This window comes from Vreelandella rituensis (assembly GCF_003336665.1).
Classification (GTDB): domain Bacteria; phylum Pseudomonadota; class Gammaproteobacteria; order Pseudomonadales; family Halomonadaceae; genus Vreelandella; species Vreelandella rituensis.
In genome coordinates this window covers 24,451-49,826 of record NZ_QPIJ01000030.1, presented here as the reverse complement: position 1 = coordinate 49,826, position 25,376 = coordinate 24,451, and the positions used below count along the sequence as shown (strand labels likewise).

General features: G+C 59.5%; 20 protein-coding genes and 1 pseudogene. 6 read left to right on the top strand and 15 right to left on the bottom strand.

Translation table 11 applies throughout. The features are described 5' to 3' along the window. Nucleotides 1–102: pseudogene (locus tag DU506_RS12765) on the top strand (IS5/IS1182 family transposase); the annotation flags it as partial. Between the two features lie 14 nt (nt 103–116). Here the strand turns inward: DU506_RS12765 and DU506_RS12760 are convergent. Together DU506_RS12760 and ilvD are read right to left on the bottom strand one after the other, a co-directional pair. Next, complete coding sequence (locus tag DU506_RS12760) at nt 117–1,031, bottom strand: hypothetical protein (protein ID WP_147273752.1); 915 nt, start codon at nt 1,029–1,031, stop codon at nt 117–119. A gap of 314 nt (nt 1,032–1,345) precedes the next feature. Next, the gene (gene ilvD, locus DU506_RS12755) at nt 1,346–3,052 is read right to left on the bottom strand and encodes a dihydroxy-acid dehydratase (RefSeq protein ID WP_114487294.1); all 1,707 of its coding nucleotides are present in this window, start codon (nt 3,050–3,052) and stop codon (nt 1,346–1,348) included. Nucleotides 3,053–3,182: 130 nt separating this feature from the next. Between ilvD and DU506_RS12750 the strand changes: the two genes are divergently transcribed. Further along, the gene (locus tag DU506_RS12750; RefSeq protein ID WP_235825603.1) at nt 3,183–4,271 is read left to right on the top strand and encodes a CobW family GTP-binding protein; all 1,089 of its coding nucleotides are present in this window, start codon (nt 3,183–3,185) and stop codon (nt 4,269–4,271) included. Here DU506_RS12750 and DU506_RS12745 read toward each other — a convergent pair. Continuing rightward, a complete protein-coding gene (locus DU506_RS12745) occupies nt 4,232–7,261 on the bottom strand; it encodes a bifunctional diguanylate cyclase/phosphodiesterase (protein WP_235825601.1) in 3,030 nt (1,009 codons plus the stop codon). The two genes, DU506_RS12750 and DU506_RS12745, sit on opposite strands and share 40 nt — an antisense overlap. 187 nt (nt 7,262–7,448) lie before the next feature. Then, complete coding sequence (gene ftsH / locus DU506_RS12740; RefSeq protein ID WP_114487292.1) at nt 7,449–9,392, bottom strand: ATP-dependent zinc metalloprotease FtsH; 1,944 nt, start codon at nt 9,390–9,392, stop codon at nt 7,449–7,451. 173 nt (nt 9,393–9,565) lie between these two features. On the opposite strand from ftsH, the gene DU506_RS12735 reads away from it, so the two are divergent. Then, nucleotides 9,566–10,846: an MgtC/SapB family protein gene (locus tag DU506_RS12735; RefSeq protein WP_114487291.1), complete on the top strand. Its 1,281-nt coding sequence runs from the start codon at nt 9,566–9,568 to the stop codon at nt 10,844–10,846. 11 nt (nt 10,847–10,857) lie between these two features. On the opposite strand, the gene mobA is transcribed toward DU506_RS12735, so the two are convergent. Next, a complete protein-coding gene (gene mobA, locus DU506_RS12730; RefSeq protein ID WP_114487290.1) occupies nt 10,858–11,445 on the bottom strand; it encodes a molybdenum cofactor guanylyltransferase MobA in 588 nt (195 codons plus the stop codon). Between the two features lie 147 nt (nt 11,446–11,592). Between mobA and DU506_RS12725 the strand changes: the two genes are divergently transcribed. Both DU506_RS12725 and moaB read left to right on the top strand, forming a co-directional pair. Continuing rightward, on the top strand, nt 11,593–11,925 hold the full coding sequence (locus tag DU506_RS12725) for a DUF1244 domain-containing protein (protein ID WP_114487289.1): 333 nt from the start codon (nt 11,593–11,595) through the stop codon (nt 11,923–11,925). After that, a complete protein-coding gene (gene moaB, locus DU506_RS12720) occupies nt 11,922–12,458 on the top strand; it encodes a molybdenum cofactor biosynthesis protein B (protein ID WP_114487288.1) in 537 nt (178 codons plus the stop codon). Before DU506_RS12725 ends, moaB begins: the two co-directional genes overlap by 4 nt. Before the next feature lie 39 nt (nt 12,459–12,497). Here moaB and DU506_RS12715 read toward each other — a convergent pair whose 3' ends face one another. From DU506_RS12715 to DU506_RS12670, 10 genes are all read right to left on the bottom strand, one after another. Then, complete coding sequence (locus tag DU506_RS12715) at nt 12,498–12,887, bottom strand: hypothetical protein (protein WP_114487287.1); 390 nt, start codon at nt 12,885–12,887, stop codon at nt 12,498–12,500. After that, on the bottom strand, nt 12,884–13,441 hold the full coding sequence (locus DU506_RS12710) for a chemotaxis protein CheW (RefSeq protein WP_114487286.1): 558 nt from the start codon (nt 13,439–13,441) through the stop codon (nt 12,884–12,886). Before DU506_RS12710 ends, DU506_RS12715 begins: the two co-directional genes overlap by 4 nt. After that, entirely contained in the window at nt 13,438–15,114 is a 1,677-nt protein-coding gene (locus tag DU506_RS12705; RefSeq protein ID WP_114487285.1) for a diguanylate cyclase, read from the bottom strand. Before DU506_RS12705 ends, DU506_RS12710 begins: the two co-directional genes overlap by 4 nt. A 45-nt stretch (nt 15,115–15,159) precedes the next feature. Beyond that, complete coding sequence (locus tag DU506_RS12700) at nt 15,160–15,516, bottom strand: response regulator (RefSeq protein ID WP_114487284.1); 357 nt, start codon at nt 15,514–15,516, stop codon at nt 15,160–15,162. Nucleotides 15,517–15,632: 116 nt separating this feature from the next. Further along, the gene (locus tag DU506_RS12695; protein WP_114487283.1) at nt 15,633–17,792 is read right to left on the bottom strand and encodes a hybrid sensor histidine kinase/response regulator; all 2,160 of its coding nucleotides are present in this window, start codon (nt 17,790–17,792) and stop codon (nt 15,633–15,635) included. A 2-nt stretch (nt 17,793–17,794) separates the two neighbouring features. Beyond that, nucleotides 17,795–19,261: a CheR family methyltransferase gene (locus tag DU506_RS12690; protein ID WP_114487282.1), complete on the bottom strand. Its 1,467-nt coding sequence runs from the start codon at nt 19,259–19,261 to the stop codon at nt 17,795–17,797. After that, nucleotides 19,258–20,334 (bottom strand): chemotaxis-specific protein-glutamate methyltransferase CheB, encoded by a 1,077-nt coding sequence (gene cheB, locus DU506_RS12685; protein WP_114487281.1) that lies wholly within the window; start codon nt 20,332–20,334, stop codon nt 19,258–19,260. The genes DU506_RS12690 and cheB overlap by 4 nt, the downstream gene beginning before the upstream one ends. Next, nucleotides 20,331–22,445, bottom strand: a complete 2,115-nt coding sequence (locus DU506_RS12680; RefSeq protein ID WP_114487280.1) for a methyl-accepting chemotaxis protein — start codon at nt 22,443–22,445, stop codon at nt 20,331–20,333. Before DU506_RS12680 ends, cheB begins: the two co-directional genes overlap by 4 nt. A gap of 86 nt (nt 22,446–22,531) precedes the next feature. Continuing rightward, complete coding sequence (locus DU506_RS12675) at nt 22,532–23,725, bottom strand: NnrS family protein (RefSeq protein WP_114487279.1); 1,194 nt, start codon at nt 23,723–23,725, stop codon at nt 22,532–22,534. Nucleotides 23,726–23,871: 146 nt separating this feature from the next. After that, nucleotides 23,872–24,837 carry an exopolyphosphatase gene (locus tag DU506_RS12670; RefSeq protein ID WP_114487278.1) on the bottom strand — a complete coding sequence of 322 codons (966 nt, stop codon included), beginning with the start codon at nt 24,835–24,837 and terminating at the stop codon, nt 23,872–23,874. Between the two features lie 183 nt (nt 24,838–25,020). On the opposite strand from DU506_RS12670, the gene DU506_RS12665 reads away from it, so the two are divergent. Beyond that, nucleotides 25,021–25,299 (top strand): peptidylprolyl isomerase, encoded by a 279-nt coding sequence (locus DU506_RS12665; protein WP_114487277.1) that lies wholly within the window; start codon nt 25,021–25,023, stop codon nt 25,297–25,299. The last annotated feature ends 77 nt before the right edge of the window (nt 25,300–25,376 follow it).

Below are 25,376 nucleotides of genomic sequence, written 5' to 3'. Positions count from 1 at the left end.
TTGAAGCCGTATCGCGCGATAGCGATGCGGTATGACAAACTCAAACGAAACTACGAAAGCATGGTGGCCTTGGCCTGCGGTTTTTTATGGCTACCCATGTGAAAGGTCAACAGGCCCTAGTCCAGTTCACGGCAGGCCTGCTGCCCCAAGGCTAGGTATTCCCTGGCTTGGGGCTCCCATTTTTCCGGCGTGCGCGGATCCGGCTCGAGCAGGTGAGCAAGCGAGAGACGAGCTCTGAGACAGGCACGATACGCCTTATAGAAGGCCAGCAACCGCCTGTCTGGCCGATCATCGAGCGTCCGGGCGCAGTCGTTGACCAATAGCTTGCCAATCCAGGCGGCCCCGAGGCGGTCGCACTCGAGGCCCAGGAAGCTCAACTCGTCGAAGGGGTCCACCAGCCGCAGAGGGCGGCTGAATTCGAGGCAATCGATGACAACGGGAGGCTCGGTGAGGCAGACATGCTCGGGGCGCAAATCACCATGCCCCTCGACGATCCGCCCCTGATGCGCGCGCTCCCCCAGCAGGTCAGGCTCTTCGGCGAGCAGGCGGTCGAGGCGGTCGATGAGCGGCACCACCCCATCCCTTGTCACCGAGAATCGCGTATCAGCGATGACCTCTCGACTCCTGTCGAGCTCGCGCTTGAAATGATCCAGGTAGGTTTCTATCGACATCTCGACCGGCTCGAGGCCCTGATAGAAGCCTGAGAGCCGCTCGGCGACCCGGGTGCCCCGGGCCCTGGTGACAGTGCCCTGCGACAGCGCCGCATCCAGCATGAGATGCTCGGGCAGTCGCTTCATCACGACCAGCCAGTCGACCACCTCTCCCTCGCCATTGATCTTGAGCCGGCCCTCGGAATCCAGCCCCAGCGATGCCACACCCAGGTAAACCTCTGGTGCCAGGCGACGGTTGAGGCGAACCTCCTCGTGGCAAAGAAACTCGCGGTCGCGCGGGTCATGGCAGTCGCGATGATTGTACTCGACAGGCTTCTTGAGCTTGTAGACCTGATCCTTTGTCAGAAAGACCCAGGCCATGTGGGTCTCCTTGACGTCGACCTTGCCCTCGAAACCGGCGTAAGCCCGGGAACTCGACAGGAACGCGACCTTGTCTCGAAGTGAGACGTCGTTTGCGGTCGCGCCAGAGGTAGGGTGCGAATCCTTGGCCATGGTGGCTCTCTCCCGATCTAGCGGGAGGGTACCATGCCTTCCTGGCGAACTCGGACTTGAGCTCAATCGCCCAGAGCAGAGAGCCGGTCGGCCGGTGCGACCTCGATCCACTAGCCGTCGACATCCTTGATGAACACCACGACCCGGGGCCAGGCAAGCCCGCGCCCCCTCAGTCGCTGTGCTTATTTGTTGAGTTCAGGGCCATCCGCAATATCCGTCACCGCGCCGGTCGAGGCCGAACTGACCACCTTGGCATACTTGGCCAGCACGCCGCGGGTATAACGGGGTGCAGGTTTTTGCCAGGCTGCGCGGCGACGGGTCATTTGCTCGTCGCTTAAGTCGATCTCGATGGTATTGACCTGGGCATCGATGGTGATCATGTCACCGTCTTCCACCAGCGCCAGGGGGCCGCCGTCGAAGGCCTCCGGCGAGATATGCCCGACCACGAAGCCGTGGCTGCCGCCGGAAAAACGCCCGTCGGTAATCAACGCCACCTCACTGCCCAGCCCCCGGCCCATGATGGCGGAAGTCGGGGTGAGCATCTCGCGCATCCCCGGGCCGCCCTTGGGACCTTCGTAACGAATCACCACCACGTCGCCCGCGACCACGGTGCCGTCATTGATGCGTGCCTGGGCTTCTTCTTCGGAACCGAAGACCCGAGCGGTACCGGAAAAGCGTGTACCTTCCTTGCCGGTGATCTTGGCCACTGCCCCTTCGGGTGCCAGATTGCCGAACAGGATACGCAGGTGGCTTTCGGTTTTCAGGGGGGCCGAAAGCGGGGCGATGATGGTCTGGTCGTCGGGGTAAGGGGCGACCTCGGCCAGGTTTTCAGCCAGGGTCTTGCCGGTGACCGTCAGGCAATCGCCGTGGAGCAGGCCCGCGTCGAGCAGCAACTTCATCAGCGGTTGAATGCCGCCGATCGCCACCAGTTCGCTCATCATGTAATGGCCACTGGGGCGCAGGTCGGCGAGCACCGGCACGCGTTTGCCGATGGTGGTGAAGTCGTCGAGATCGAGTGTGACCCCCACGGTATTGGCCATGGCGATCAGGTGCAGCACCGCATTGGTCGAACCGCCGAGTGCGATCACCACGGTGACGGCGTTCTCGAAGGCTTCGCGAGTCATGATGTCGGAAGGCTTGATGTCACGCTCGAGCAGTGCCAGCACCGCTTGCCCGGCGGCGTGGCAGTCGTCGTGCTTGGCTTGCGAGACGGCGTTTTGCGCCGAGCTTCCCGGCAGGCTCATGCCCAATGCCTCGATCGCCGAGGCCATGGTGTTGGCGGTGTACATGCCGCCGCAGGCGCCGGGGCCGGGAATCGCCGTTTCCTCGATCTGCTTGAGTTCGATCAGGTCGAGATCGCCGCGACTGTGAGCGCCCATGGCCTCGAATACCGAGACGATATCCGTGTGGCCCTTGCCGGGCAGGATGGTGCCGCCATAGACGAACACGCTGGGGCGGTTAAGCCGTGCCAGGCCCATCAGGCAACCCGGCATGTTCTTGTCGCAACCGCCGATGGCGACCAGGCCGTCGAAGCCTTCACAGCCGGCTACCGTCTCGATGGAATCACAGATCACTTCCCGCGACACCAGCGAATACTTCATGCCTTCCGTGCCATTGGCAATGCCATCGGAAATGGTGATGGTATTGAAGATTACCCCCTTGCCCCCGGCGGCATCGGCGCCGGCGCTCGCCTGTCTGGCCAGTTCATCGATATGGCTGTTGCAGGGCGTAAGGTTGCTCCAGGTAGAGGCAATGCCTACCTGGGGCTTGGTAAAGTCCTCATCCTTGAAGCCCACCGCACGCAACATGGCACGGCTGGCGGCTTTACCGACACCATCCACCACCGGGGCGGAATGTCGACGACGGGGATCTGTAGGCGAATCGCTCATGGGCGAGCTCCAGTTAGGTTGAAATAGTGGCTGAAGCAAAGGGTGGCCGCTTGGAGGCGCGCTGGCAAGAGGCAGCGGCTAGTCGTCACTAAATAGTGGTACGCTTTATGAACATGACCGGAGGCTAATTTTGAAAAAGATACCTGCTCATCTGATCACCGGCTTTCTGGGTAGCGGCAAGAGCACGCTTATCCACAGCCTGATCGAAAACAAGCCTGTGGATGAACGCTGGGCGGTGCTGGTCAATGAATTCGGGCAGATCGGTATCGATCAGGCCATGTTCACCGAACGCGATGATGTGATCGTCAAAGGGCTGCCCGGCGGCTGCCTGTGCTGTCAGCTGGCGTTCGTGATGCAGGCCACCCTGGTTAACCTGCTACACCGCCATCGCCCGGATCGTTTGATCATCGAACCTTCCGGACTCGGCCACCCTGCCGGGCTGCTCGATATGCTGCGCGGCGAGGCGTTTGCCGAGGTATTGGATGTTCAGGACATCATCGCCACCCTCGATCCGCGCCGACTCGATGAACAGCGGGTGCGCGAACACGAGACCTTCCGCGACCAGCTGGAAATGGCCGATGCCGTGGTGCTGACCATGACCGACCAGGCAAGCATCGCGCAGCAACAGGCCGCTCGTGAACGGGTGGAGTCCTACTGGCCGCCGAAAAAATGGCTGGTCGAGGCCCCTCACGGCGCCTTGCCGATCGATCTGTTGTTGAAAAGCGGCCAGTTGAAAAGCGAACCGCTGAAAAACCGCCATGCCGCGACGGCAGCCGCCCCTTCCAGGCCGGCCTCGCATCAGGCATTGCATGTCCCTGCGGCGCCCGCCATGTTGGATGATGTTTTTGCTGCCGTGGTGGATAGACCGCCCCCCTTGGGAAAACCTCAGCATGAGACCGGCAGCGCCCTGGGCTATACCAGCCTGAGCTGGCGTTGGCATCCCGAGAAATGCTTCGATCTCGATCAGCTCACCGCCCAACTCAGCGCACTGCCTCGAGAGGTTCGCGTCAAAGGCATCCTGCATACCCAGGACGGCTGGAAGCTTCTCAACCGTGCCGAAGGCGCCATGCACATGCAAAACAGTGCCTGGCGTCAGGATTCACGCCTGGAGATCATCGCGCCACCGCAAGCCCTACCCAGCGCCGACAGCTTGGCCAGCGGGTTCAAGGCCTGTCGCGATCACAACGACTCGAGCGGAAGCGGAGGCGCGAACAAATAACCCTGGAAGGCGTGGCAGTGATGCTCGATCAACCAGGCTCGCTGAGCCTCGGTTTCCACGCCTTCGGCGATTACTTCCAGCCCCAGGCTGTGAGACAGCCCGATAGTGCTTTCGACGATGGCTGCATTGGCGAGATCATCCAGCAGATGCCGTACGAAGGATTGGTCGATCTTGAGCTGGTCCAGCGGTAACTGAGTGAGATAGGCAAGGGATGAATAGCCGGTGCCGAAATCATCCAGCGAAAAGCTCAAGCCGGTCTGTTTCAGGCGCAGCATCTTTTCGCGGGCCTGCTGTTGGGCTTCGACGAGCAGGCTTTCGGTCAACTCGAGTTTGAGATACCGAGGAGAGGCGCCGGTACGCTCGAGAATTTGCATGACTCGCTCGACGAAGTCCGGCTCGTGAAATTGCACCGGACTGATGTTGACCGCCAGCGTCAGTGTCGCCTTGCTGGGATCGTCGGCCCAGGCCACCAATTGACGACAGGCGGTTTCCAGCACCCAGGCACCTATCTCGATGATCAGCCGGTTTTCCTCGGCCAGGGGAATGAATTCGCCCGGCGAGATCATGCCACGTAGGGGATGTACCCAGCGCAGCAAGGCTTCGTAACCGGTGGGGGTGCCGGCGGCGTTCACCTGTGCTTGGTAATAGAGCACCAGTTCGTTATTGGGTAACGCCTTGCGCAGGTCAGCTTCCAGCCGAGCCCGGTGTTGCAGGCGTGACTGCATCGCCGGGTCGAAAAAGCGCAAGGTATTGCGGCCGGCTTGCTTGGCCTGAAAAAGGGCCATATCGGCTTGTTGGAGCACTTCATCCTGGGTGGCGCTGCTTCCGCAGAGCAAGGTAATGCCGATACTCCCCGTAATGGTGAGTGACTCGCTTCCCAGCGAAATGGGGCGTTGCAGAACTGCGAGCAGTTTGCGAGCCAATCGCTCGGCCACTGCCGCCACCTTTTCCGGAGTACTCCCCAGGTTATGCGCCAATATCGCGAATTCATCGCCGCCCAGGCGCGCCAAGGTATCGCTTTCATCGAGCACCTGGCCAAGTTCTCGGGCAATCTGTTGCAGCAACTGGTCACCCGCATAAGGGCCCAAGGTATCGTTGACCTGCTTGAAATTATCCAGGTCAATGAATAGCAAGGCGGCACAAGCTTGCTTGGGTGAGCAGCTGCTCTGAACGGCCTGCTCCAGACGCTCCTGGAGTAGCCTGCGGTTGGCAAGCCCGGTCAGGGGGTCGTAAAACGCTAGCTGATGGATTTCCTGTTCGGCGGCCTTGCGTTCGGTAATATCGCTCAGCGTCGCCACATAGTTGGTCAGTTCGCCCTTTTCGTTATGCACGGCGCTGATGGTCAGCCACTCGGGAAACATTTCACCGTTCTTGCGCCGGTTCCATATTTCCCCTTGCCAGCTGCCGTTTTTCGCGACGCTTTGCCACAACTTGCGGTAAAAGTCCTTGTCATGATGCCCCGAACTGAGCATTCGAGGATTGCGCCCCATCACCTCGTCCTGGTGATAGCCGGTGATCCGGGTAAAGGTGCTGTTGACCTTGAGGATATTGCCGTGGACGTCCGTGACCAGCATGCCCAGATGGGTCTCGAAGGCTGTCGCTGCGATTCTCATCTGAGCTTCGTTGGCCTTGGCCTGGGTCACATCGCGCACTACCGCCAGCACGCCGCTAAAGGCATTGGCGGCATCCTTGAGCGGACTGACAACCGAATGAAAGGCGTGCATTTCTCGCTTGATACGCAGGGAATACTCGAATTCTTCGGACGTTTCCGTATGACGCACCCGAGTGGACACTTCCGCGAAGCGTTCAGCGACCGACTTGGGCAGAACGTCGCGGTAATGCTGCCCGAGTGCCGCTTCGGGATCGAGGGCGAGTCGCTCTTGGGCAACGGCATGCACATAGGTGAAGCGACCCGCCTGGTCAAAAACGAAGATCATGTCCTGTATCGAGCTGACCAGGGCCTGGAGCCGAGCGGCTCGGGTGCGGGCTTGATAGCGTGCCTGTTCACGTTCGGCCATGCGCTGGTTCAGGGTTTCTTCCAGCCCTAGGCGTCCTATGTAGTGGCGCAGCACCAAACCTCCCAGTAACGCCACAAGCAAGGCGACACTGACAAGTACCCATAGGCGTTGCATCCAGTTACTCAACAACCCTTGAAGATCCTCGCCTACCATTACCATGAAGGGCAGTTCATTGACCTGTTGCAGCCAGTAAAGTCTGTCTTTATCGTCAAGCGGGGATGTCATGCGCAGGCTGGTGGGCTGCTCCTTGCTCTGGATAAATGCCGGAGCAAACGCCTTGTCGATAGACGCCCCTATGGTGCTTGCATTCAAGCTGTCCGTCGATTCGGGATGGCGCGCGACCAGCTGCATTTGATTATCGACGATAGTAATATTTTCCCCGGGCGTCCTTCCCAGGTTTTTCAGGGTGGCGTGAAACACGCTGGGGTTGAGCCAGGCAACGCTAAAGCCTTCGGTGTGGCCTTCCAGGCTCCGTAAGCGGCGCAGGTGGATAATATAATGGCGTTGATCGTGAGCGGACCAGACCAGGGGTGTCACCAGTTGATCACGTCTTGAGTCGCGGGCGAACGCCTCGAAGAAGGGCAGGTCGCTGACATCGTAACCCGCTGAATACGAAGGGTTAGAAGAAAGGATGACTCGGCCGTTGGCGTCGGTCAACCCCAGCTCATCGAGAATCGGCATGCTGTCGCGGCGTGTCGCCAGAAAGGTGTCGATACTTCGAGCGGTATCGTCTGAAAGAGAAAATATTGATTGTCCCGGCGTTCCCACTAGTTGGGAGACACCCACCAGGGTGTATTCATTCACCATGAATACATTGTTTACCCATTCGGCGATCAGGTCCGCACGTACCGCCCCCTTCTCACGCCCTGCCTGAATATCGCGTTGATATTGGTCACTCAATACCCAGGTCAGCATGGTGACCATCACCACGAGTGCCAGCAGATATATGGCAACCGCACGACGTCGATACATCTGGTATGACGTGGCCGGTGATTGAGTATGGGAGGTGTCAAACCAACGCATGAGATTAAAAGACCTTATTTAAACGGAAAATCTCATGCATAGTATCAAGATAAGACGTAAATTAACGTTAATCCTCTGCTATTTAACCCCGGCCAGCCATTCGGCTGACCGGTGCACAAGCAAATTGACCCTGTTTTTACAAGGTGTGTTGATGAGCCGTGTGCTTATGAAGTATTTCGTGGATTTCCCCAGCATCCAGGGTTTCATGTTCTTCCAGGGTTGAAGCGAGTGCATCCAGTGCCTGACGATGCTGCTTGAGCAATTCACGGCCATGCGCTTCGACTTCCTGCAACAGGCCTCGAATCTCCTCATCGATCAGATTGGCGGTCTCTTCACTGTGTTCGCGCTGTTGCGCCATTTCCTTGCCTAGGAAAGGGTGCTCCTGGCTTTGAGCGCACATCATCGGCCCTATACGTTTGTTCATTCCCCAGCGCGCCACCATGCGTCGCGCCAACTGGGTGGCCTGCTGCAAGTCGTTTTCCGCACCGCTACTGGTTTCCTCGAAGACCAGCGACTCCGCCAGGCGTCCGCCGAACATCACCGTGAGACGGTCACGCAGATAAGACTCCTGGTAGTTGTAGCGGTCTTCGTCCGGCACCTGGGCTGTCACGCCTAGCGAACGCCCGCGCGGCAGCACGGACATCTTCTCGAGTGGGTCGGCGTGGGGGAGTAGATACGCCAGCAGGGCATGGCCGGATTCATGGTAGGCGACGAGATGCCGTTCTTCATTCGTGAGCCCCACATCCTTGGCTTCACCCAGTAACAGTCGATCGCGAGCATCGGAAAAGCACTGCCAGTCGACTTCCTTCTGTTCACGACGCCCCGCCAGCAAGGCCGCCTCGTTGACCAGGTTGGCCAGATCCGCGCCGGAAAAACCGGTGGTCATCTCGGCCAGGCGCTTCAGGTCGACGTCATCGCTTAGCGGCATCTTGCGGGTGTGCACTTCCAGTATCTTGCAGCGAGCATCACGGTGAGGGTTTTCGAGGGTGATCTTGCGGTCGAAACGCCCCGGCCGCAGCAGGGCCGAATCGAGCACATCCGGACGGTTGGTGGCCGCCAGCACCACCACCGATTCGCCTTCCTCGAAGCCGTCCATCTCGGCGAGAATCTGGTTCAATGTCTGCTCGCGTTCGTCATGGCCGCCCCCCATCCCCGTCCCGCGTGAACGACCGATGGAGTCCAGTTCGTCGATGAAGATCACGGAGGGGGCCTGCTCCTTGGCTTTCTGGAACATGTCGCGCACCCTCGAGGCACCGACGCCCACGAACATCTCGATGAACTCCGAGCCACTGACGTTGAAGAAGGGCACGCCTGCCTCGCCGGCCACCGCCTTGGCCATCAGGGTCTTGCCGGTGCCGGGCGGACCCATCAACAGCAACCCGCGGGGAATCTTGGCTCCCAAGGCCTGAAAGCGTTGTGGGCTCTTGAGAAAATCGATCACTTCGATGACCTCCTGCTTGGCGTTCTCCGAGCCTGCGACGTCATCCAGGCGTACCTTGCTGTCTTCGCTGCGCACCTGGCGTGCCTTGGATTTTCCCATGCTGAAAATGCCGTCACCCCCCGACATGGCGCGTTGTTGCATGCGATTCCAGAACCAGAACAGCAAGCCGAGAAACAGCACCCATGGCAATACGCCGACCAGCATGCGCTGCCACCAGGGCGGGTCGACGGGCCTGGCCGCTATCCCGATGCCATTGGCCTCCAGACGTTCCAGCAGGCGACTGCTTTCGACATCCGGGCGTATGGTCTCGAAGGTTTCGACGTCCTCGGCCTCACGGGCTTGTCGGCCGGCGTCACTGAAACTGCCCTCTACGTCCTGGCCATGCAGGGTCACTTCCTCGATGTGGCCGGCTTCCACGGCGTCAAGAAACTCCGAATAGGTGAGTTCCACCTGGCTCTGCTGCTCAGTGGCATCGAAGTAATTAAATGTCAGGAAAATACCCAGCGTCAGCCAAAGAAACAGCAGCCATTGTTGTCTGGCGGCTGGGGGTTCATTCTGGAAAGGAGAGCGCTTTTCTTCCGGCTTATCTGAATGTGAATCCTTGGAGGACGATGAGGTTCTGCGATCGATTTTGGACATGGCACCCCCATGGTTGTTGAATATGGCTACCTCCAGTCTAGAAGACTCCTTTCAGCGTAGGCACAGCTTGCCCGGAATACCTTGTTACTCTGACAAACGATACCTTGGCAAAACCACTTTGTTAAAAATTCGTTGACCTGAATCAGCCCTCTGGACTTAGCGAGCAACCCTTCATGGATGACATCACACAGCAATTCTTTGCCACCAACGAAACCATCATTCGCCTGGTCGTGGCCTTGCTGTTAGGCACCTTGATCGGAATCGAACGCGGTTGGGTGGCTCGGGAAAAGAAAGCCGGACAACGAGTGGCGGGTATTCGTACCCATGCGTTGGTGGGGCTGCTGGGGGGGATTGCCGCGCTGCTTTCGCAAGCCCTTACGCCCTGGGCTTTTCCGCTGATTTTTTTAGCGGTAGCCGGGATCAGTCTGGTGGCATGGCGAGCGCATACAGTCGAAACGCAAAATTACAGCATTACCGGCATGATAGGGCTGCTGCTGACCTTCTGTTTCGGGGCTATTGCGGTGGCGATCAACCTTGCCTTGGCCACGGCCTGTGCAGTAATTACCGCGGTGATTCTCGACAATAAGCGTGAAATTCACGGTTTATTGTACAAATTGCAGTCCCACGAACTCGATGCGGGGCTCAAACTGCTCTTGATCAGTGTGGTGATGCTGCCGTTGCTGCCGGACGAGAGCATGGGGCCGGGCGGGGTGCTCAATCCTTATCATATCTGGTGGCTGGTGGTGCTGATCGCCTCGATTTCCTTTGTCGGCTATTTCGCTATCCGTATCGGGGGTACCGAAAAAGGCATTCTATTCACCGGGCTGTTTGCTGGGCTCAGTTCATCCACCGCCTTGACGCTGCAGTACGCCCGCCAGTCGCGTCGAAACTCCGACCTGGAGCCGATGTTGGCGGTAGGAATCCTGCTGGCCTGCGGCACCATGTTTCCGCGCATTCTACTCTACACGGCCTTGATCAATCCCGGCCTGCTACCCACACTGACGCCGCCGATTCTACTGATGGGGCTGGCCTTGTATGTGCCGGCATTTTTTATCTGGCGCACCCAGCACCGTAAGCTCAAGGTCGAAAGGCCCACCTTGACCCAGAACCCCCTGGAGCTGCGCATTGCCTTGTTGCTCGGAGCGATGCTGGCGCTGATTCTGGTGCTGGGAGAGTGGCTACGGGAGGTGTTGGGCCAAACCGGCGTCTATTTGCTGGCCGCCACGTCCGGGCTTGCTGACGTGGCGCCCATCACCTTGTCGTTATCGCGTATGTCGCTGACCACCATAGAAGGGGGAACGGCCATACTGGGCATCGTGATTGCCGCCTCAGCCAATAACCTGTTCAAGACAGGACTGTCCACCTTCATCGGCACTTACCGGCTGGGTAGGCGCGTGGCGCTGCCCATGCTGCTGTCGCTTGCGGTGGGGTTGTTGGTGGCTTGGTTGACCTAGGAAACCTCTGCTTAGCCATTGCGCTTGTCCATACTGTGCTTGTCGGCTTCGCTGTTGAGATTGATAAACGCCTGGGCGCAATCTGAAACGTCCACCCGGCACCAGGCGTGGCGTGCCTGCCAGCGCTCGACCTTGCGCTCGCCTTGGCTCAGGGCCTGTTCGAGGTCATCGATCAGGGTGGTGCGAATCAGCGCCACCACTGGATGCAGGCGCTCGCCGTCGTCGGCCACGGCGATGTCATTGTCGCCAATGCCGTTTACCAGTCGTGCCACCAGGTCCATGGGCAGCACGGGGGTATCGCAGGGCGTCACCACAACCCAGGGGGTGGAGGCCGCCCGGAGCCCGGTATAAATGCCCATCAGCGGCCCTAGAAACCCGCTTTCGCTATCGACGATCACCCGGTCGCCGAAGTCGGCGTAGCGTTCGAGGTTGCGGTTGGCGTTGATCAACACTTCGCTCACATGATCGGCGAGGCGGCCTTGTACATGGGCCACAAACGGCTGACCGGCGAACAGTTCGAGGCCCTTGTCGCGACCGCCCATACGGCGGCCTTTGCCGCCGGCCAGAATCAGGCCGGTCAGCTCAGCGCGGGAAATCATCGATGCGCCTCCAGGTGAATGCGAGATGAACAAGTGTCTGAACAATAGCTGATACAACTATCATGGTGGTCGCTCCTGTGTCTTTTGTTAAGCTGAGTGCATCTGATTGCCACACCTATTTGCCATCTAAAAAGCGGGAGATTTTCCATGCAGCATCTTGACGACGCCACCCGTACCGAACTCGAAGCCGCCGCCTTTCGTCGCTTGCTCCAGCACCTTGACGAGCACAAGGAAGTGCAGAACATCGACTTGATGATCCTGGCGGATTTCTGTCGCAACTGCCTTTCCAAGTGGCTGGTGAGTGCTGCCGATGAGCGCGGTGCCGACCTGGATTACGAGTCTGCACGTGAGCATGTCTACGGCATGCCTTACGCCGAATGGAAAGACAACCACCAGCAGAAAGCCACCCCTGAGCAAATGGCGGCCTTCGAGAATCGCCAAACGCGAAAAGCCGCCCAGGAAAAGGAGCAGGCGCAATGAGCGAACCGATGGATGCGCTCAACATCGCGGTACTCACCATTTCCGATACGCGCACCGAAGACAGCGACCGCAGCGGCCAGCTACTTGTCGAGCGGCTAACCGCTGCCGGGCATCAACTGGTGGAAAAGCGCATCGTGCCCGATGACGTCTACCGGATTCGTGCCATGGTCGCCGGATGGATCGCCGACACTCAAGTGCAGGTGGTGTTGACCACCGGGGGAACCGGCTTCACCGGGCGTGATTCCACCCCGGAAGCGGTAGCGGTGTTGCTTGACAAGCAGATCCAGGGGTTTGGTGAGCTGTTTCGTCAGCTGTCGTACCAGGAGGTGGCCAGCTCCACCATCCAGAGCCGCTGCCTGGGGGGACTTGCCAATGCCACCGTGGTGTTCTGCCTGCCGGGTTCCACCGGTGCCTGCCGCACTGCCTGGGATGGCATCCTGTCGACGCAGCTGGACAGTCGGCATAAGCCGTGCAACTTTGCCAACCTGGTGATTCCCGAGCGAGGCCAGCATGACTGGACGCCAAAGGGATGAGCGAGCCTTGGCGATGATGCTGAAAAATCCTCAAGTGTTTCAGTTGCAGGGGCGGATGAGACGCGCATCGAGTAATGCCATCAACTCGCCCTGATAATCGCCCAGCGCCACAAGCGCGGGTATCTGCCGCCGCTCGATGAGCAAGGCAGGTAGGGGATGGATTCGACTCTCCGGCAAGTTCACCAGCTCGACATCGCTTGCGACTTCGAGATACCAGCTACCCTGATCATCCCCAAGCGTCAACCAGTGCGAGGTGTCAATGCTCGGTTCGTCCCGGGATGGGAACAGGCTGCTTGCACGATGGCAATGCTCAGCAGGGGCGGCTTTCGGGCGATGGTCGCTCATGGCTTGGACGCAAGCCGCTTCCAGGGCGAAACGAGCACTATTCAGCGTAAAGGCGACCAGCGCCACTCGGGTGTCTTGCATCATCCCAGCCCTTGGCGATAGTCACGAAAAAGAGCGTTGAGGTTGAGCACGGCCACCGCCTGTTGGGTCTGTTCCTGTTCCCATAGGCCCGTGACGTAAGGACGCAAATGCGAGGGTAACGCCGCCGGCGGTGGTTTCAGCACGCTTTTGGGCACGTCGCAGACATCTTCCAGCTGTTCGATGCGCAAGCCGCTGCGCATTCCCTCGGTCTGAGCCATCAGGATCATGCCTGCGGCCACCGAACCGGGAGGAGCTGGGCCGGGAAGATCAGTATCGGGAAAAGTAAGCTGCAACAGCGAATACAGGGTGATCACCGATTCGATTTCGCCGCGCAGGTTGATCACTCCCTCGACGGAGGCGGGCATGCCCGGCACAAGATAGACGCTCTGGTCACCTCCCAGTATTTCCGTGACATTTTCGCCGGGAAGGGCGAAACGTTGTCCGGCCAGGCTGAACACCACCAGCTGTGTCATGGGTTCGTCGACATTCACCACCTCTTCCTGCTGGCGGCGGCGGTTGTTCAGGGCCTGGTCAAGGCTCGTGCCGGCATGGCTCATGGATCCACCTCGACGCGATTGCGCCCCAGGGCCTTGGCGCGATACAGCGCCTGGTCGGCGGCAAGGCGCAGGGGTTCGGTACTTGCATGCCGGGGAAAGGCGCTGATTCCCACACTGAAGGTGCAACGAAAGCATTGGTCGCTGGTATGAAAGTCGATCCGCGAGAAATCTTCTCTCAATGTATCCATCAAATCCCTGGCCTGCCCCGCGGTGGTCTGCTTGAGCAGCACCACGAATTCCTCGCCGCCGTAGCGTCCTACGATGTCGGACTGGCGCAGACGACTTTGCAGCAGCCGTGCCAGTGTCACGATCACCTGATCGCCTGCCAGGTGGCCGTGGGTGTCGTTGACCTCCTTGAAACTATCGATGTCGATCATGGCCATGGTTTGCGCCTCATCGTTGCGCGAGGCATGTGCCAGTGACTTACCGATCAGTTCGGTGGTGGTGCTGTGGTTGTAAAGGCCGGTCATGCTGTCGCGGATCATCAATGAGCGCAATAACCGCAGGCGTTCGGCATGTAGCTGCACCGTGGTGACCAGTTCCTCCGGCACCACCGGTTTGGTGAGAAAGGCTTCGACGCCGGCGCCCATGGCGGAAAGCTGCTTGCGGCTATCAGTTTCGCTGGAAAGATACAGAATCGGCAAGCCGACATATTCCGGCTGTTGGCGAATGATGCTGGCCAGCTCCTTGCCGGAGCAGGCGGGCATGTAGAAATCCACCAGCAAGAGATCAGGACTGAAACGCTCAAGGGCGGCAAACGCTTCCGACGGCAGATGCACCGCTTTCACCACCATGCCTACCTGTTCCAGCAGCAAGGCATGATAGCTCGCGACGTCGGGCTCATCATCCACCAGCAACACGCGTAACGGCTCTTCTTTTTGCGGTGTCGTGAGTTCGTCCAGCGCGAGCATCACATCCAGCGGCTTGACCGGCTTGATGAAGTACCCCTGGCAGCCGGCGCGCACGGCACTCAAGCGCGAGGTGAAATCGCCGTGACCCGAAATAACGATCGCGGGCAGGTCGAAATCAGTGAGGCGCTTCAGATTGGCGAGGGTTTCCGTGCCGGCTATTTTCCCCTGGGGAAAGTGCACGTCCATGATCACCGCATCCGGGGGCTGCATCAGGACGGCATCGAAGAATGCCTCGGTGGTGGAGAAATGCACGACGTCATGGCCGAAGCAGCGCAGATGATGCATCAGCTGAGCCACCTGGTCGGGTTCATCATCGCATAGGTAAATCAGCCGTGGATTCTGGGTAGCCGAAGCGGCGCCTTGTTCCTGATTCAGTTCGAAATCCGGCTCGAAACCATCAGCAGCGCTCGCAAGGCGGAGCGCATGGCTTTCCAGGGTGTGGACTTCCACCATTCGTTCAAGCAGTGAGCCTAATTCCGCCAGCACTTCGGCATCGAGCAAGGCGGACTCTTTTTGGGTGATCAGCGTTTCAGCCTGGTCGGCAAGTGCCGCCAGCTGAGGGAATCGCAAGGAATTGCCGGTGCCTTTCACGCTGTGGAAAAAGCGGTGCAGTTCCGGCGCAAGACGAGCCTGCTCGATGGGTGCTTCGCTCAGGCGCTGGTGTTGCTCGGTGACAATCGTCAGCCGGGCAGGAAATTGCTCGATGAAGCGTTGGCGAAGTTCGCTAATCTTGTCCTGTAGTGACAGGTGCGTTTTCGACATGGGGCTACCCGAAAGAAGGTGAAGGTGATAGTTCCAGCCTATAATTCAATGGTTTAAAATGCTGGAAATCGCGTCTCTCAACGTAACGTCCATGTCTGCATCTTTCATCAGACAGGCGGTGAGCCCGATTTTCTCGGCATCGATAAATTCCGGAGCATTTCCAGTGAGCAAGATGAATGGCAAGTGGATGCCCTGTTCTTGCAAGGTGCGATAAAGCTCGATGCCGTCGATCAACGGCATGTGCATATCGCTGACAATGACCGCGATATCCTCATGATGGTCGACTTGAGTCATGGCATCCATGGCATCGCTAGCCAGCAGGATCTCATGGCCATCCTCTTGTAGAATCGCTGCGATCATTTCTCCCGCCAGCAGATCATCATCCACTACCAGTATGCGCACTTTCCTGCTCCTCAATTGGTTCTTCATGGTGAGCCCACTCATGGGACGTTGTTCGATAAAACAGTGGTTCGTTGGTCAATAAACACTGGTTCGTCGTTTAACAATGCGTAGCGTATTCAGCCCAATAATGCCTTGAGCGTATCAACCAGAATGTTCTGGTCGAAACTGCCTTTGACGATGTAGGCATCGGCACCTACGTCGAGCCCCCGGCGTCGGTCGGTCTCTTTCTCGCGCGAGGTGATGATGATGATCGGACAGTGGCGATACGCGTGCTCTTCACGCAGCCGAGCGGTCAGGGCGAAGCCATCCATGCGCGGCATTTCCACGTCCGTCAGGATCGCATCAAACGATTCGGCCAAGGCTTTTTGCAGACCGTCCTCGCCGTTTTCAGCCAGCGTGACGTGATAGCCCCAGGCTTCGAGTACATCTTTTTCGATCTCGCGGGTATTGAGGGAGTCGTCGACCACCAGCACGCGGTGGGCCCGGGTCGATGGCGCCTTTTGGGTTGACGGCATGCTGGTTTGTCGCATCCGTTCGAGCAGGGCGGGCACATGCAGCAGGCTGACCAGGTCGTTGCGTTGATGAGTGACCATGCCGGATATCAGCGGCAGGCTGCGCAAATGCTTGGGTAACGGCTTGATGACCCGGTCGCCTTCCTCCACCAGCGCATCGATGATCAGCGCAAGTTTCTCATGACCCTGATGCACCACCAGCAGCAGTCGGCCGGGGTCTCTCGCCTCGCTGGGTGCATCGCTCGTTGCCACAGCCGTTGAAGGCAGGCCGAGCAATTCGGCCAAGGCAATCACGGGGATGAACTCGTTATACAGGGTAAGCGCCCAGCCGCCTGCGGTGGCGATGAAACGGCTGGCAGGAAGCTCGACCAGCTCGACCACGTATTGAGCGGTGACGCCCAGGGTCAAGCCACCGGCTTGAAACAGCAATACCCGCATCATCGCCAGCGATAGCGGCAGCCGAAGAGTGAAGCATGTCCCTTGGCCGGGGCGGCTGGTGAGCTGAAGGTCGCCGCTCAAGGTGTCGACGACCGACCGCTTGACCACATCCATGCCCACCCCGCGTCCTGAAAAATCGGTAATCAGAGCGCTGGTGGAAAACCCCGGACGAAAGATCAGTTCCTGTGTCTCACGCTCGCTTAGCGCATCGAGCTGTTCGCGGCTGAGCAGTTGCTTGTGCAAGGCTTTTTCACGCAGGGCGGCAAGCGCAATGCCGGCGCCGTCATCGCTCACCTCGATCATCACCCAGCCGCCATCCTGCCAGGCTTCCAGGGTCAGTTGGCCGCGCGCGGGCTTGCCCGCCGCCAGGCGAACCTCGGGCGGTTCAATGCCATGATCCAGGGCGTTGCGCAGCAGATGAACCAGCGGGTCGGAGAGGTGATCGATCATCTGCCGATCCAGTTCGATTTCGCTGCCACGCACCCGACAATCCACCTGCTTGCCCAGGGAGCGCGCCATATCGCGGGCTAACCGACTCAGGGGGTCGAAGACGATATTCAGCGGTAACATGCGCATCTGTAGCGCCCGGTCATGCAGCTCGACCATCAGCGCCTCCTGGGTGAGCACCCCCTCTCTCAATTCGCGGCTGAAAGCGGCCAGTTCACTCTGGTCGGGGGCCTGGGTGTTACCGGCAAAGCGGCGCGCCCAACCGGCCAAATGATGCATGTGCGTGTGGCCGGAGAGTACCTCACCCATCAGACGAATCACTTCATCGAGCCGCTCAAGACGCACCCGTACGCTATCGTTCAAGCGCATTTCGCCCGGCTCTTCGGCAGCGGGCGTAGCGGTTGGCGAAGGCTCAGCCGTCGGCGAAAGTGTGGCTGTAGAAACGTCAGCGGGTAAGGGCGTGCTTGAGGCGCACGGATTGTCTTGGCCCGATGCGGCCGCTTCCAAGGCTTGGCATAATGCCGGGTTGGCAGCCGGCAGCGCCTCGGGCGCGCTGCCGTCGGCAAGTAGCCCGACCAGGTCGGAGAGCGCATCCATGCCTTGATAGAGCAGGCCGATAATCTCGGGTCCGGCGGATTGCTGGCCCTCTCGCAAGGCGCTGAGCAATTCTTCCAGGCTATGTGCGGTGGCGGTGATCGGGGTCAGTTTGAGCATCCGCGAAGAGCCTTTCATGGTATGCGCCGAGCGAAACAGTTCATTGATACGCTCGGTATTCGCTCGGTCCCGCTCCAGGGCGGCAATGCCTTCGGCCATGCGCCCCAAATGGTCCAGGGCCTCTTCAATGAAGCGCTGAATGAATCGCTGAATGTCCAAGGCCATGCTCAGGAGGCTCCCGTCGTTGCGTGCCGATCGAGGACCAGGGTGGCAAGGTGGCGTTGGGCGAGAAAGCAGGCATCGCCGGGGGGCAATGGCGGCGGAATCGTTACCAGACCGGTCGCCGGTTGGCGGTTACCGGCGAGTAGCCGTTGCACGGCGCTGTAGCCGCGCTGAGCTCGGACGGCGGCATCCTTGCCTATGGCGTCCATCCGGTAAATATCGGCGAGATAAAAATGCGCCGGCCAACATTCGGGGGCCACGTAGATGGCGTGCCTGAAGTGGCGTGCCGCGGTTTCCGGTGCCTGTTGCCAACGTGCCACCAGACCGGCCAGCATCAGCGTATCCACCGACCAGGGTGTCTCTTCGAGAAGCGATGCAAGCAAGGCATTCGCCGCCTCGAAAGCTTTACGGTTGAAGAGTAAGTAAGCCTTGATCAGGCGGCTTTCCCGGCAGTCGGGGTGCTGGGCAAGCCGGGTTTCAAGGGCCTGTTCGGCATGCTCCCAGTGTTCCGCCTGCAGGTGTTCGCGAATCTCTTCGCACGTTTGCACAGGATTCGGCGGCGCAGGCGTCTCCAGTGCAGGCCCCTTCAACTCAGGCGGCTCGGGGAAGGACGTTGCCGGGACATCCGTGGACGCTGGTCGGGGCTCGAGCGCCGTCGGCGAACCGGTGGGCATCTGTGTGAAATAAAACAGGCCGTTTTCTTCTACCAGCTGGAACAGGCCTAGATCGTTTCCCAATGTTTCCGCGGTGCCGCACAGCAAGATGCCTTCGGGCTTGAGCCATTGTTTCAGGCGCGCCTGAATGCATCGGCGGGTCTCGGGCGAGAAATAGATCGAGACATTGCGAAACAGGATCACGTCATATTGGCCCAAGGCTTCAGGCAGGGTGGCGGAGAGCAGGTTAAGTTCTTGAAAATGCACCAGGTCACGAATCGTCGGGATCAGTTGGTAGCGCGACCCGAGCGGGGTGAAGTAACGCTGACGCCGAGGGGCACTCAGGGTGCGAAACGCCAAGCCGCTGTACTCGGCGCGCCTTGCCTTGGCGAGTATCTGGCTGTCGAGATCGCCACCGTCGATATGAAACAGCGCTCGGGTGCGTTCGCCGTAACGCTCGTGCAAGGCCATCGCCAGGCTATAAGGCTCTTCCCCGGAGGAGCAGCCGGCGCTCAACAGGCGCAAGGGGCGCGTGCCTGTACATTGTTCAAGCAATCGCGGCACCAGGGTGTCGGCCACCAGGTCGAGCTGTTCCGGCTCACGGAAAAAATAGGTTTCGTTGACCGTCAGTTGGCTGATCAGGGCGGCGAATACCGACTCCCGGCTTTCCAGCAGGTGGTAGGTGGCCTGGAGGTCGGGCAGGGCATGGGCGGTGCGCAACTGGGTAAGCGCTTTGGCGAGACGGTCTTCCGCGAGCCCTTCCAAATGCAGGCCGCAACGTTCTTTCACTAGCGTCTTAAAAGGGGCCAGCGGGTTCATGAGCGGCTCCCCGGCGCCATACCGGCCGGCTTTCGGCGTAGGGCCTGGCGGTCCATGGCGGCGGCGAGTTCATCGAGCGGCAATATCTGCTGGATGACACCTGCATTGACCGCTTCCTGGTTCATGCCGTAGATCACCGAGCTGGCTTCATCCTGAGCCAGGGTCACGCCACCCCGGCGATGAATGGCGCTCATGCCGAGAACCCCATCCCTGCCCATGCCGGTCATGATGATGCCGATGGCATGATGGGTATACACCTCGGCTACCGATGCCAACAGCACATCGCCGCTGGGGTGATAGATTGTCCCCGGCGGGCTGGGCGACAACTGCAGGCGGTGATGAAGCGTTACGCTGAGATTGTATTCCGAAGGCGCAAGGTAGACACAGCCGGCCTGCAACGCTTCGTTGTGTCTGGCGACCCTGACCGGTAGCCGGCAGCGCGTCGCCAGCCATTGCGCCATGCCATCGATAAAGCCGTGGCTGATATGTTGGGCAATCAGGATCGGCGCCGGGAAGGGCGTATTCAGCTGGGATAACAGCCGAGCCAGCGCCTGAGGGCCGCCGGTGGAGCAGGCAATGGCGAAAATGCATGAAAAAGGGCTGGGGCTGGATGCGCTTTGCTCAGGGGCCGCAGGCAAGCCGGTGTCGGTGGGTCGAGAGGCGGGTGGCCAGCAGTAACGCCTCAAGCGTGTGATGACCGAGACGCCCGCCAACAGGCGCACCTTGTAGAGGAAGGCGTCAGCGGCTTCGCCCTCGAGTTCCGGCTTGGTAATGACGTCCAGCGCCCCGACCTCCAGGGCACGATAGGCGGATTCGGCGTCCGAGCGGTCGCTGACTACCAGAATGGGGCGCGCGCGGCTGTACATGATTTCTTCAATGGCGGCGATACCGTCCATTCGAGGCATGTTGAGATCCATGGTCACTACATGAGGCGCAAGCTCGCGCACCTTGTCTACCGCATCGCGGCCGTCGACTGCTTCACCGACTATCTCGATGTCGTCGGCGCGCTCAAGGATCGAGCGCAAGACGTCGCGTGCCACACGGCTGTCATCGGCGATCACCACCCGGATCATGCCGGGTCTCGCTCATTGCTCCGTGGCTGAGCTTGCTTATGTTTTTGCTGTTGTTCCGATCCCTGAGCATCTTCTTGCGATGGCTGGTTACCCGACGCCGGGTTTCCCCCGGGCGGCGGTTTGAGCGAGAACTCCTGAACGAGATGATTGAGTTCGCCCGACATATGGATCATGTCCTGGCTGATGTCGGTGATGTTGCGTACCGAATGGGCGTTACGGGTACTGGCGGCGTCAATGTCTCTCAGGGCAATGACCACTTGGCTACTGGCGGTCTTCTGTTGCTGGGTCGAGAGAGAGATTTGCTGGGCGGCGCTGCTGGTCTGGCTGGCGGCACTCAGCAAGGCATCCAGATCCTTGGCTGTATCGGCGCTGACGTCGACGCCTTTCTCAATCGAGGCGGCGCCCTTTTCCGAGGTGACCACCAGGCGATTTATCGCATTTTGAATCTCGTCGGTATGACCTTCGATCTCTTGGGTGGAATCGGTGACGCTATCCGCCAGCCGTCGAATTTCGCTGGCGACAACCGAAAAGCGCCGCCCGGATTCCCCGGCACTCGAGGCTTCAAGGGCGGCATTGAAGGCGATCAACTTGGTCTGGGCGGCCAGGGTGTTGATCAGCTCCATGACCTTGCTGATCTGCTTCGACTTGGCGCCCAGCGTCATGATCTCTTCCAGGCTGCGGGCGTTGTCGGTGCGAATATCCTGCATCCGCGTCTGAAGCATCTGCATGGCTGTGCTGCCCTTGCGGCTGCATTCCAGGGTCTGGTTGGCGACATTGACCACCGATTGCGAATGATCGGCAATCTGGGTCGAAGAGGTGGAAAGCTCTTCCATGGTCGAGGTGATTTCAGCCACCGAGGAAGCCATTTCCTCGACTGCCGCGGCCATGGTCTGGCTGGCCTCCTGGTTGAAGTCATCTTGCCCTCCGGAAAGCCCGGCCGTCTGGGCCAGTCGTTCCGCCACTTGGGAAAGGTCGCCGGCGCTGCGCGAGATGGCATGAATCGCTTGAGAGAGACGCTCCAGCAGCTGGTTGGTCTGGTCGGCAAGGTCGCCCAGCTCGGCGCGGTCCGCGGTTTCTATGCGCTTTCCCAGGTCCAGATTACGGGTGATTTCCTTGAGCTGGCGCTGGAAAGACACCAATGGGCGTACCAGGTTGCCGGTCAAGGGATAGAGCACTCCCAGGGTGAGCAACAAGATAATCAGGCCGAGTCCCACAGAGACGTAGAATTGCTCCTGAATACTCTGGGTATAGTCGGCACGCGACACTTCCACCATCAGGTGACGCTGCAACTCGGGCAGCCATAGGGTGCCAACCAGCCAGCGTTCTCCATCGCGGGTAATTTCTCGGATATCTAACGGCTCGTTACCCAGTAAACGGTTGCCACTGCCATCGAGGGTGTCCTGCTCAAGCAGGGTGCCTTGGGTGTCAAGCTCGGCTTTGCCGTCGACATTCAGCAGGGTCGCGTGTCCGGTGTCACCGAGTTGAAACGTCTCGACCATGCTGGCCATGCGCGAGACGTCGAGTCCTGCGCCTGCCACCACTAACGGTTTGCCATCAGCCGTTGTGGTCTGGCTCGAGAAATTGAGAAACATGAAGGCTTCTTCGGGCGTGAAGGTATCGGCATCCAGGTTCAACTCATAGGGAACCTGGCGGGCGAGAAACTCGTGGTACCAGTCATCGTCATTGCCAGGAGGTTGCATGTAACGGTGTTCCAGCTCTCCGTTACGTAACTGATAGTAGTGGCCGCGCCCGGCATACTGGGCGGCAATGAACAACAGCTCGAAGTTGAGCTGCTGCTTGAGACGCTCAAGGTAAACGATTACCTCGTCATGGCGTTCTTCCGGCAGGCCTTGCCGCACCCACTGCTCAATGAAATAACTATTGGCCAGGCTTTCCGAGACCGCAAGCCCTGGGGTCAGGCGCAAACTCAGCTGGGAGGCTAGCTTTTCCAGCTGGGTAGGCAGTTCCTGTTCCAGCAAGCTCTCGATCCGCGATTCGGTATGCGCGCGAGACTGCAATCCGAGAGCCAGCAGCATCGCCAGGGCCAACACGCTGCCGAAGGCAATAAATAGCCGCCGCCGTAAGGGCAGGCTTTTCCATTGAAGGTTCATGTTGCGCCATGACTCCAAGAGAGGTGGGGAAGGTTATGCACTGGCCTTAGCGTGACATACTTTTACATGACTGTCTCATCCAGTTACTACCCTTCTTTGCCATCCTTTCGTGGGGAAAGAAGCGGCCAGCTGTAGTGCGCCAGAAAGATAGCGTAAGCCACACACCAGGCCAGGATACTGACGCTGTAAACCCAGTGGCTCATCTGCGGCATCACCGCCAGAAGAGGCGCGCGTAGTACGGCGGCGAGAAACAGAAGCGCTAGTGCCCAGCCGATACCCGGCAAGGTACGTATCGGGCGTCCGGTATGGCCCAGGGACACGCGGGAGATCATGGCCAGCATCATGGCGCCCATGGCGCCGATAGTCAGCGCATGGACGGCCAGTTCCACCCGCCATGCCCCCAGCAGTGCCAGCGCCCACATGCCCAGCCCGACCACGATGAAGGCATAGCTCAGGTGGAGTCCCCAAAGGAGCGCCTCATGCCGGGTGCGCAAACTCTCCCAGCGTGCCAATCGCATGCCGTTGGTGACCGCTGCCACCAGCAAGACCCCCGCGAGCAATGCCGCGGGCACCGGCACAGCGACCACCACTAACGCCTGCAAGACCACGACCAGAGCGGTGCTGCCTAGCGTCGCGGCTTCCAGCCACGCAAGGCCCGCCACTTGGGCGCGGCCCAGCTTGAGGGAGGTAAAAAACGGAATGACACGCCCGCCGAGCACCACCATCAGCAGACCGATCAACAGCACTGCCAGGTAAGCGGCGTCGCGAATGAGGGTGGCATCCCCCCATGCCCAGCCCAGGTGCATGCCCAGATTGGCCAGGGCCAGAAGCGTGAGCACTGGCAGGAAGATCAGGTTGCGCCAGCGCTTGGCTGACACCACCAGAGCGCCCACGACCAACGCGGCCAGAGGAAGAAACGCCACATCCAGCGCAATCAGCCAGGCGGCGGGTATGCCCATGGGAAATGCCAGCAACAGGCGCGCAGCTAGCCACACCGACACCAGACCAAGCAGGGGGCCGCCATGCAGGCTGCGTTTGCCCGTCCAGTTTTGTACCGCCGAGAGCAGGAAACCAACAATGATGGCCGCCGCAAAGCCGAAAATCATTTCGTGCTGATGCCACCACACCAGCCCGCCGTAAGGGCGCAACCAGATGCTGCCGTGCCAAAAGGCCAGCCATATCAGCAGCGCGATGATGCTGAAAGCGGCACCCAGCAAGAAGAAGGGGCGAAATGCCAAACCCAGCAAGGGGACTCGATCTAACCGGACAAGAGCTTGCATGGCGATACCCGAGTAATTCAGTAAGGTATCGCCATGGTGACGTAATTACGCCCTGACAACCATGACGCGCATCAATAAATCCAAGCCTTGTTACAGCCGCGTCTTGTCACGGTGGAAGCTCGTCACCTCGCGCCAAGGATCAGGCGTCAGCCGTCGGCGTTGATGCGCGAGATAATATCATGGAGTGTGGCATCGGCCTGGTCGTTGTCGATCTGGCAGGTGCCGGCATTGAGATGGCCGCCACCGCCGTAGTCCAGGCACAGCTCGCCGACATTGGTGTTGCTGGAGCGGTCGAGAATCGATTTGCCGATAGCCAGCACCGTGTTCTGTTTTTTCAGGCCCCACATCTGGTGGATGGAAATGTTGCACTGGGGGTAGAGGGCGTAGATCACGAAACGGTTGGTGGCATAGATCGGGTCCTGCTCGCGCAGGTCGAGCACCACCAGGTTGTCGTGCACGCTGGCGCAGCGTTCGATCTGCTCCTTGGCCTTGTCTTCATGGTCGCGGTAGAGCTCCACCCGTTCGCGCACATCCGGCAGGTTGAGGATCTGGTCGATGTTGTGGTCGCGACAGTAATCGATCAGTTGCATCATCAGCTGATAGTTGGAGATGCGAAACTCGCGGAAGCGCCCGAGACCGGTACGTGCATCCATGATGAAATTGAGCAGCACCCAGCCCTGGGGGTCGAGAATTTCCTGCCGGTTGAACTGGGCGGAATCCCCTTTGTCCACGGCTTCCATCATGGCGTCCCAACGCGCCGGAAAGGCCTCATGGCCGCCGTAGTATTGCCAGACGACGCGTGCCGCCGAGGGGGTGTCCGCGTCGATAACATGATTGGCGGCGCGCTCGGTGTTGCGCACGGTTTCGCTCAGGTGATGGTCGAATGCCAAATGGCAGCCCGCGACGTACGGCAGGTTGGTGGTGATATCCCGATCGGTAATCTCGACCTTGCCGTCCTGCATGTCCTTGGGATGCACGAAGGTGATCTCATCGATCAAGTTCAAGTGCTTGAGTAGTACACCGCACACCAGACCATCGAAATCACTCCGGGTAACCAGACGGAATTGCGGAGAGCCTTGATGGGCATGCTGGGAGAAATCGGAAGCCGACATCGTATATCCTCGGGTAAACGAAAGTGACAAGAAGATACCAGCCCGGGCGGGGAGGCGAAACATTCCTGGAGAATTCGCGCCTGCAATGTCAGGCCGAATCCCAGCCGATTTGCGTGGTAAGCTTGTGGTGTTGTTATCCCTTCCCGTGAAATGATCACACCATTGAAAAACAGGAGCATCCCCATGGCAAAGGCCAGCGCACGTCACATTCTGGTAGACAGCGAAGAAAAATGTAACGCCCTCAAGCAAGAGATCGAGAACGGCAAGGACTTCGCCGAGGTGGCCCGGGAGCACTCATCCTGCCCCTCCGGCCAACAGGGCGGTGAACTGGGTACCTTCGGCCCCGGCCAGATGGTGCCGGAGTTCGATAAGGTGGTATTCAGCGCCGACCTGAACCAGGTTCAAGGCCCGGTGAAGACGCAGTTCGGTTACCACCTGCTGGAAGTCACCAGCCGCACTTGATGCCAGTCAAAGAGCGGTAAGCATTTCCCGCATCACTACACTACTCGACCGTGGCGGTTCGCCACGGTCGATGGGAG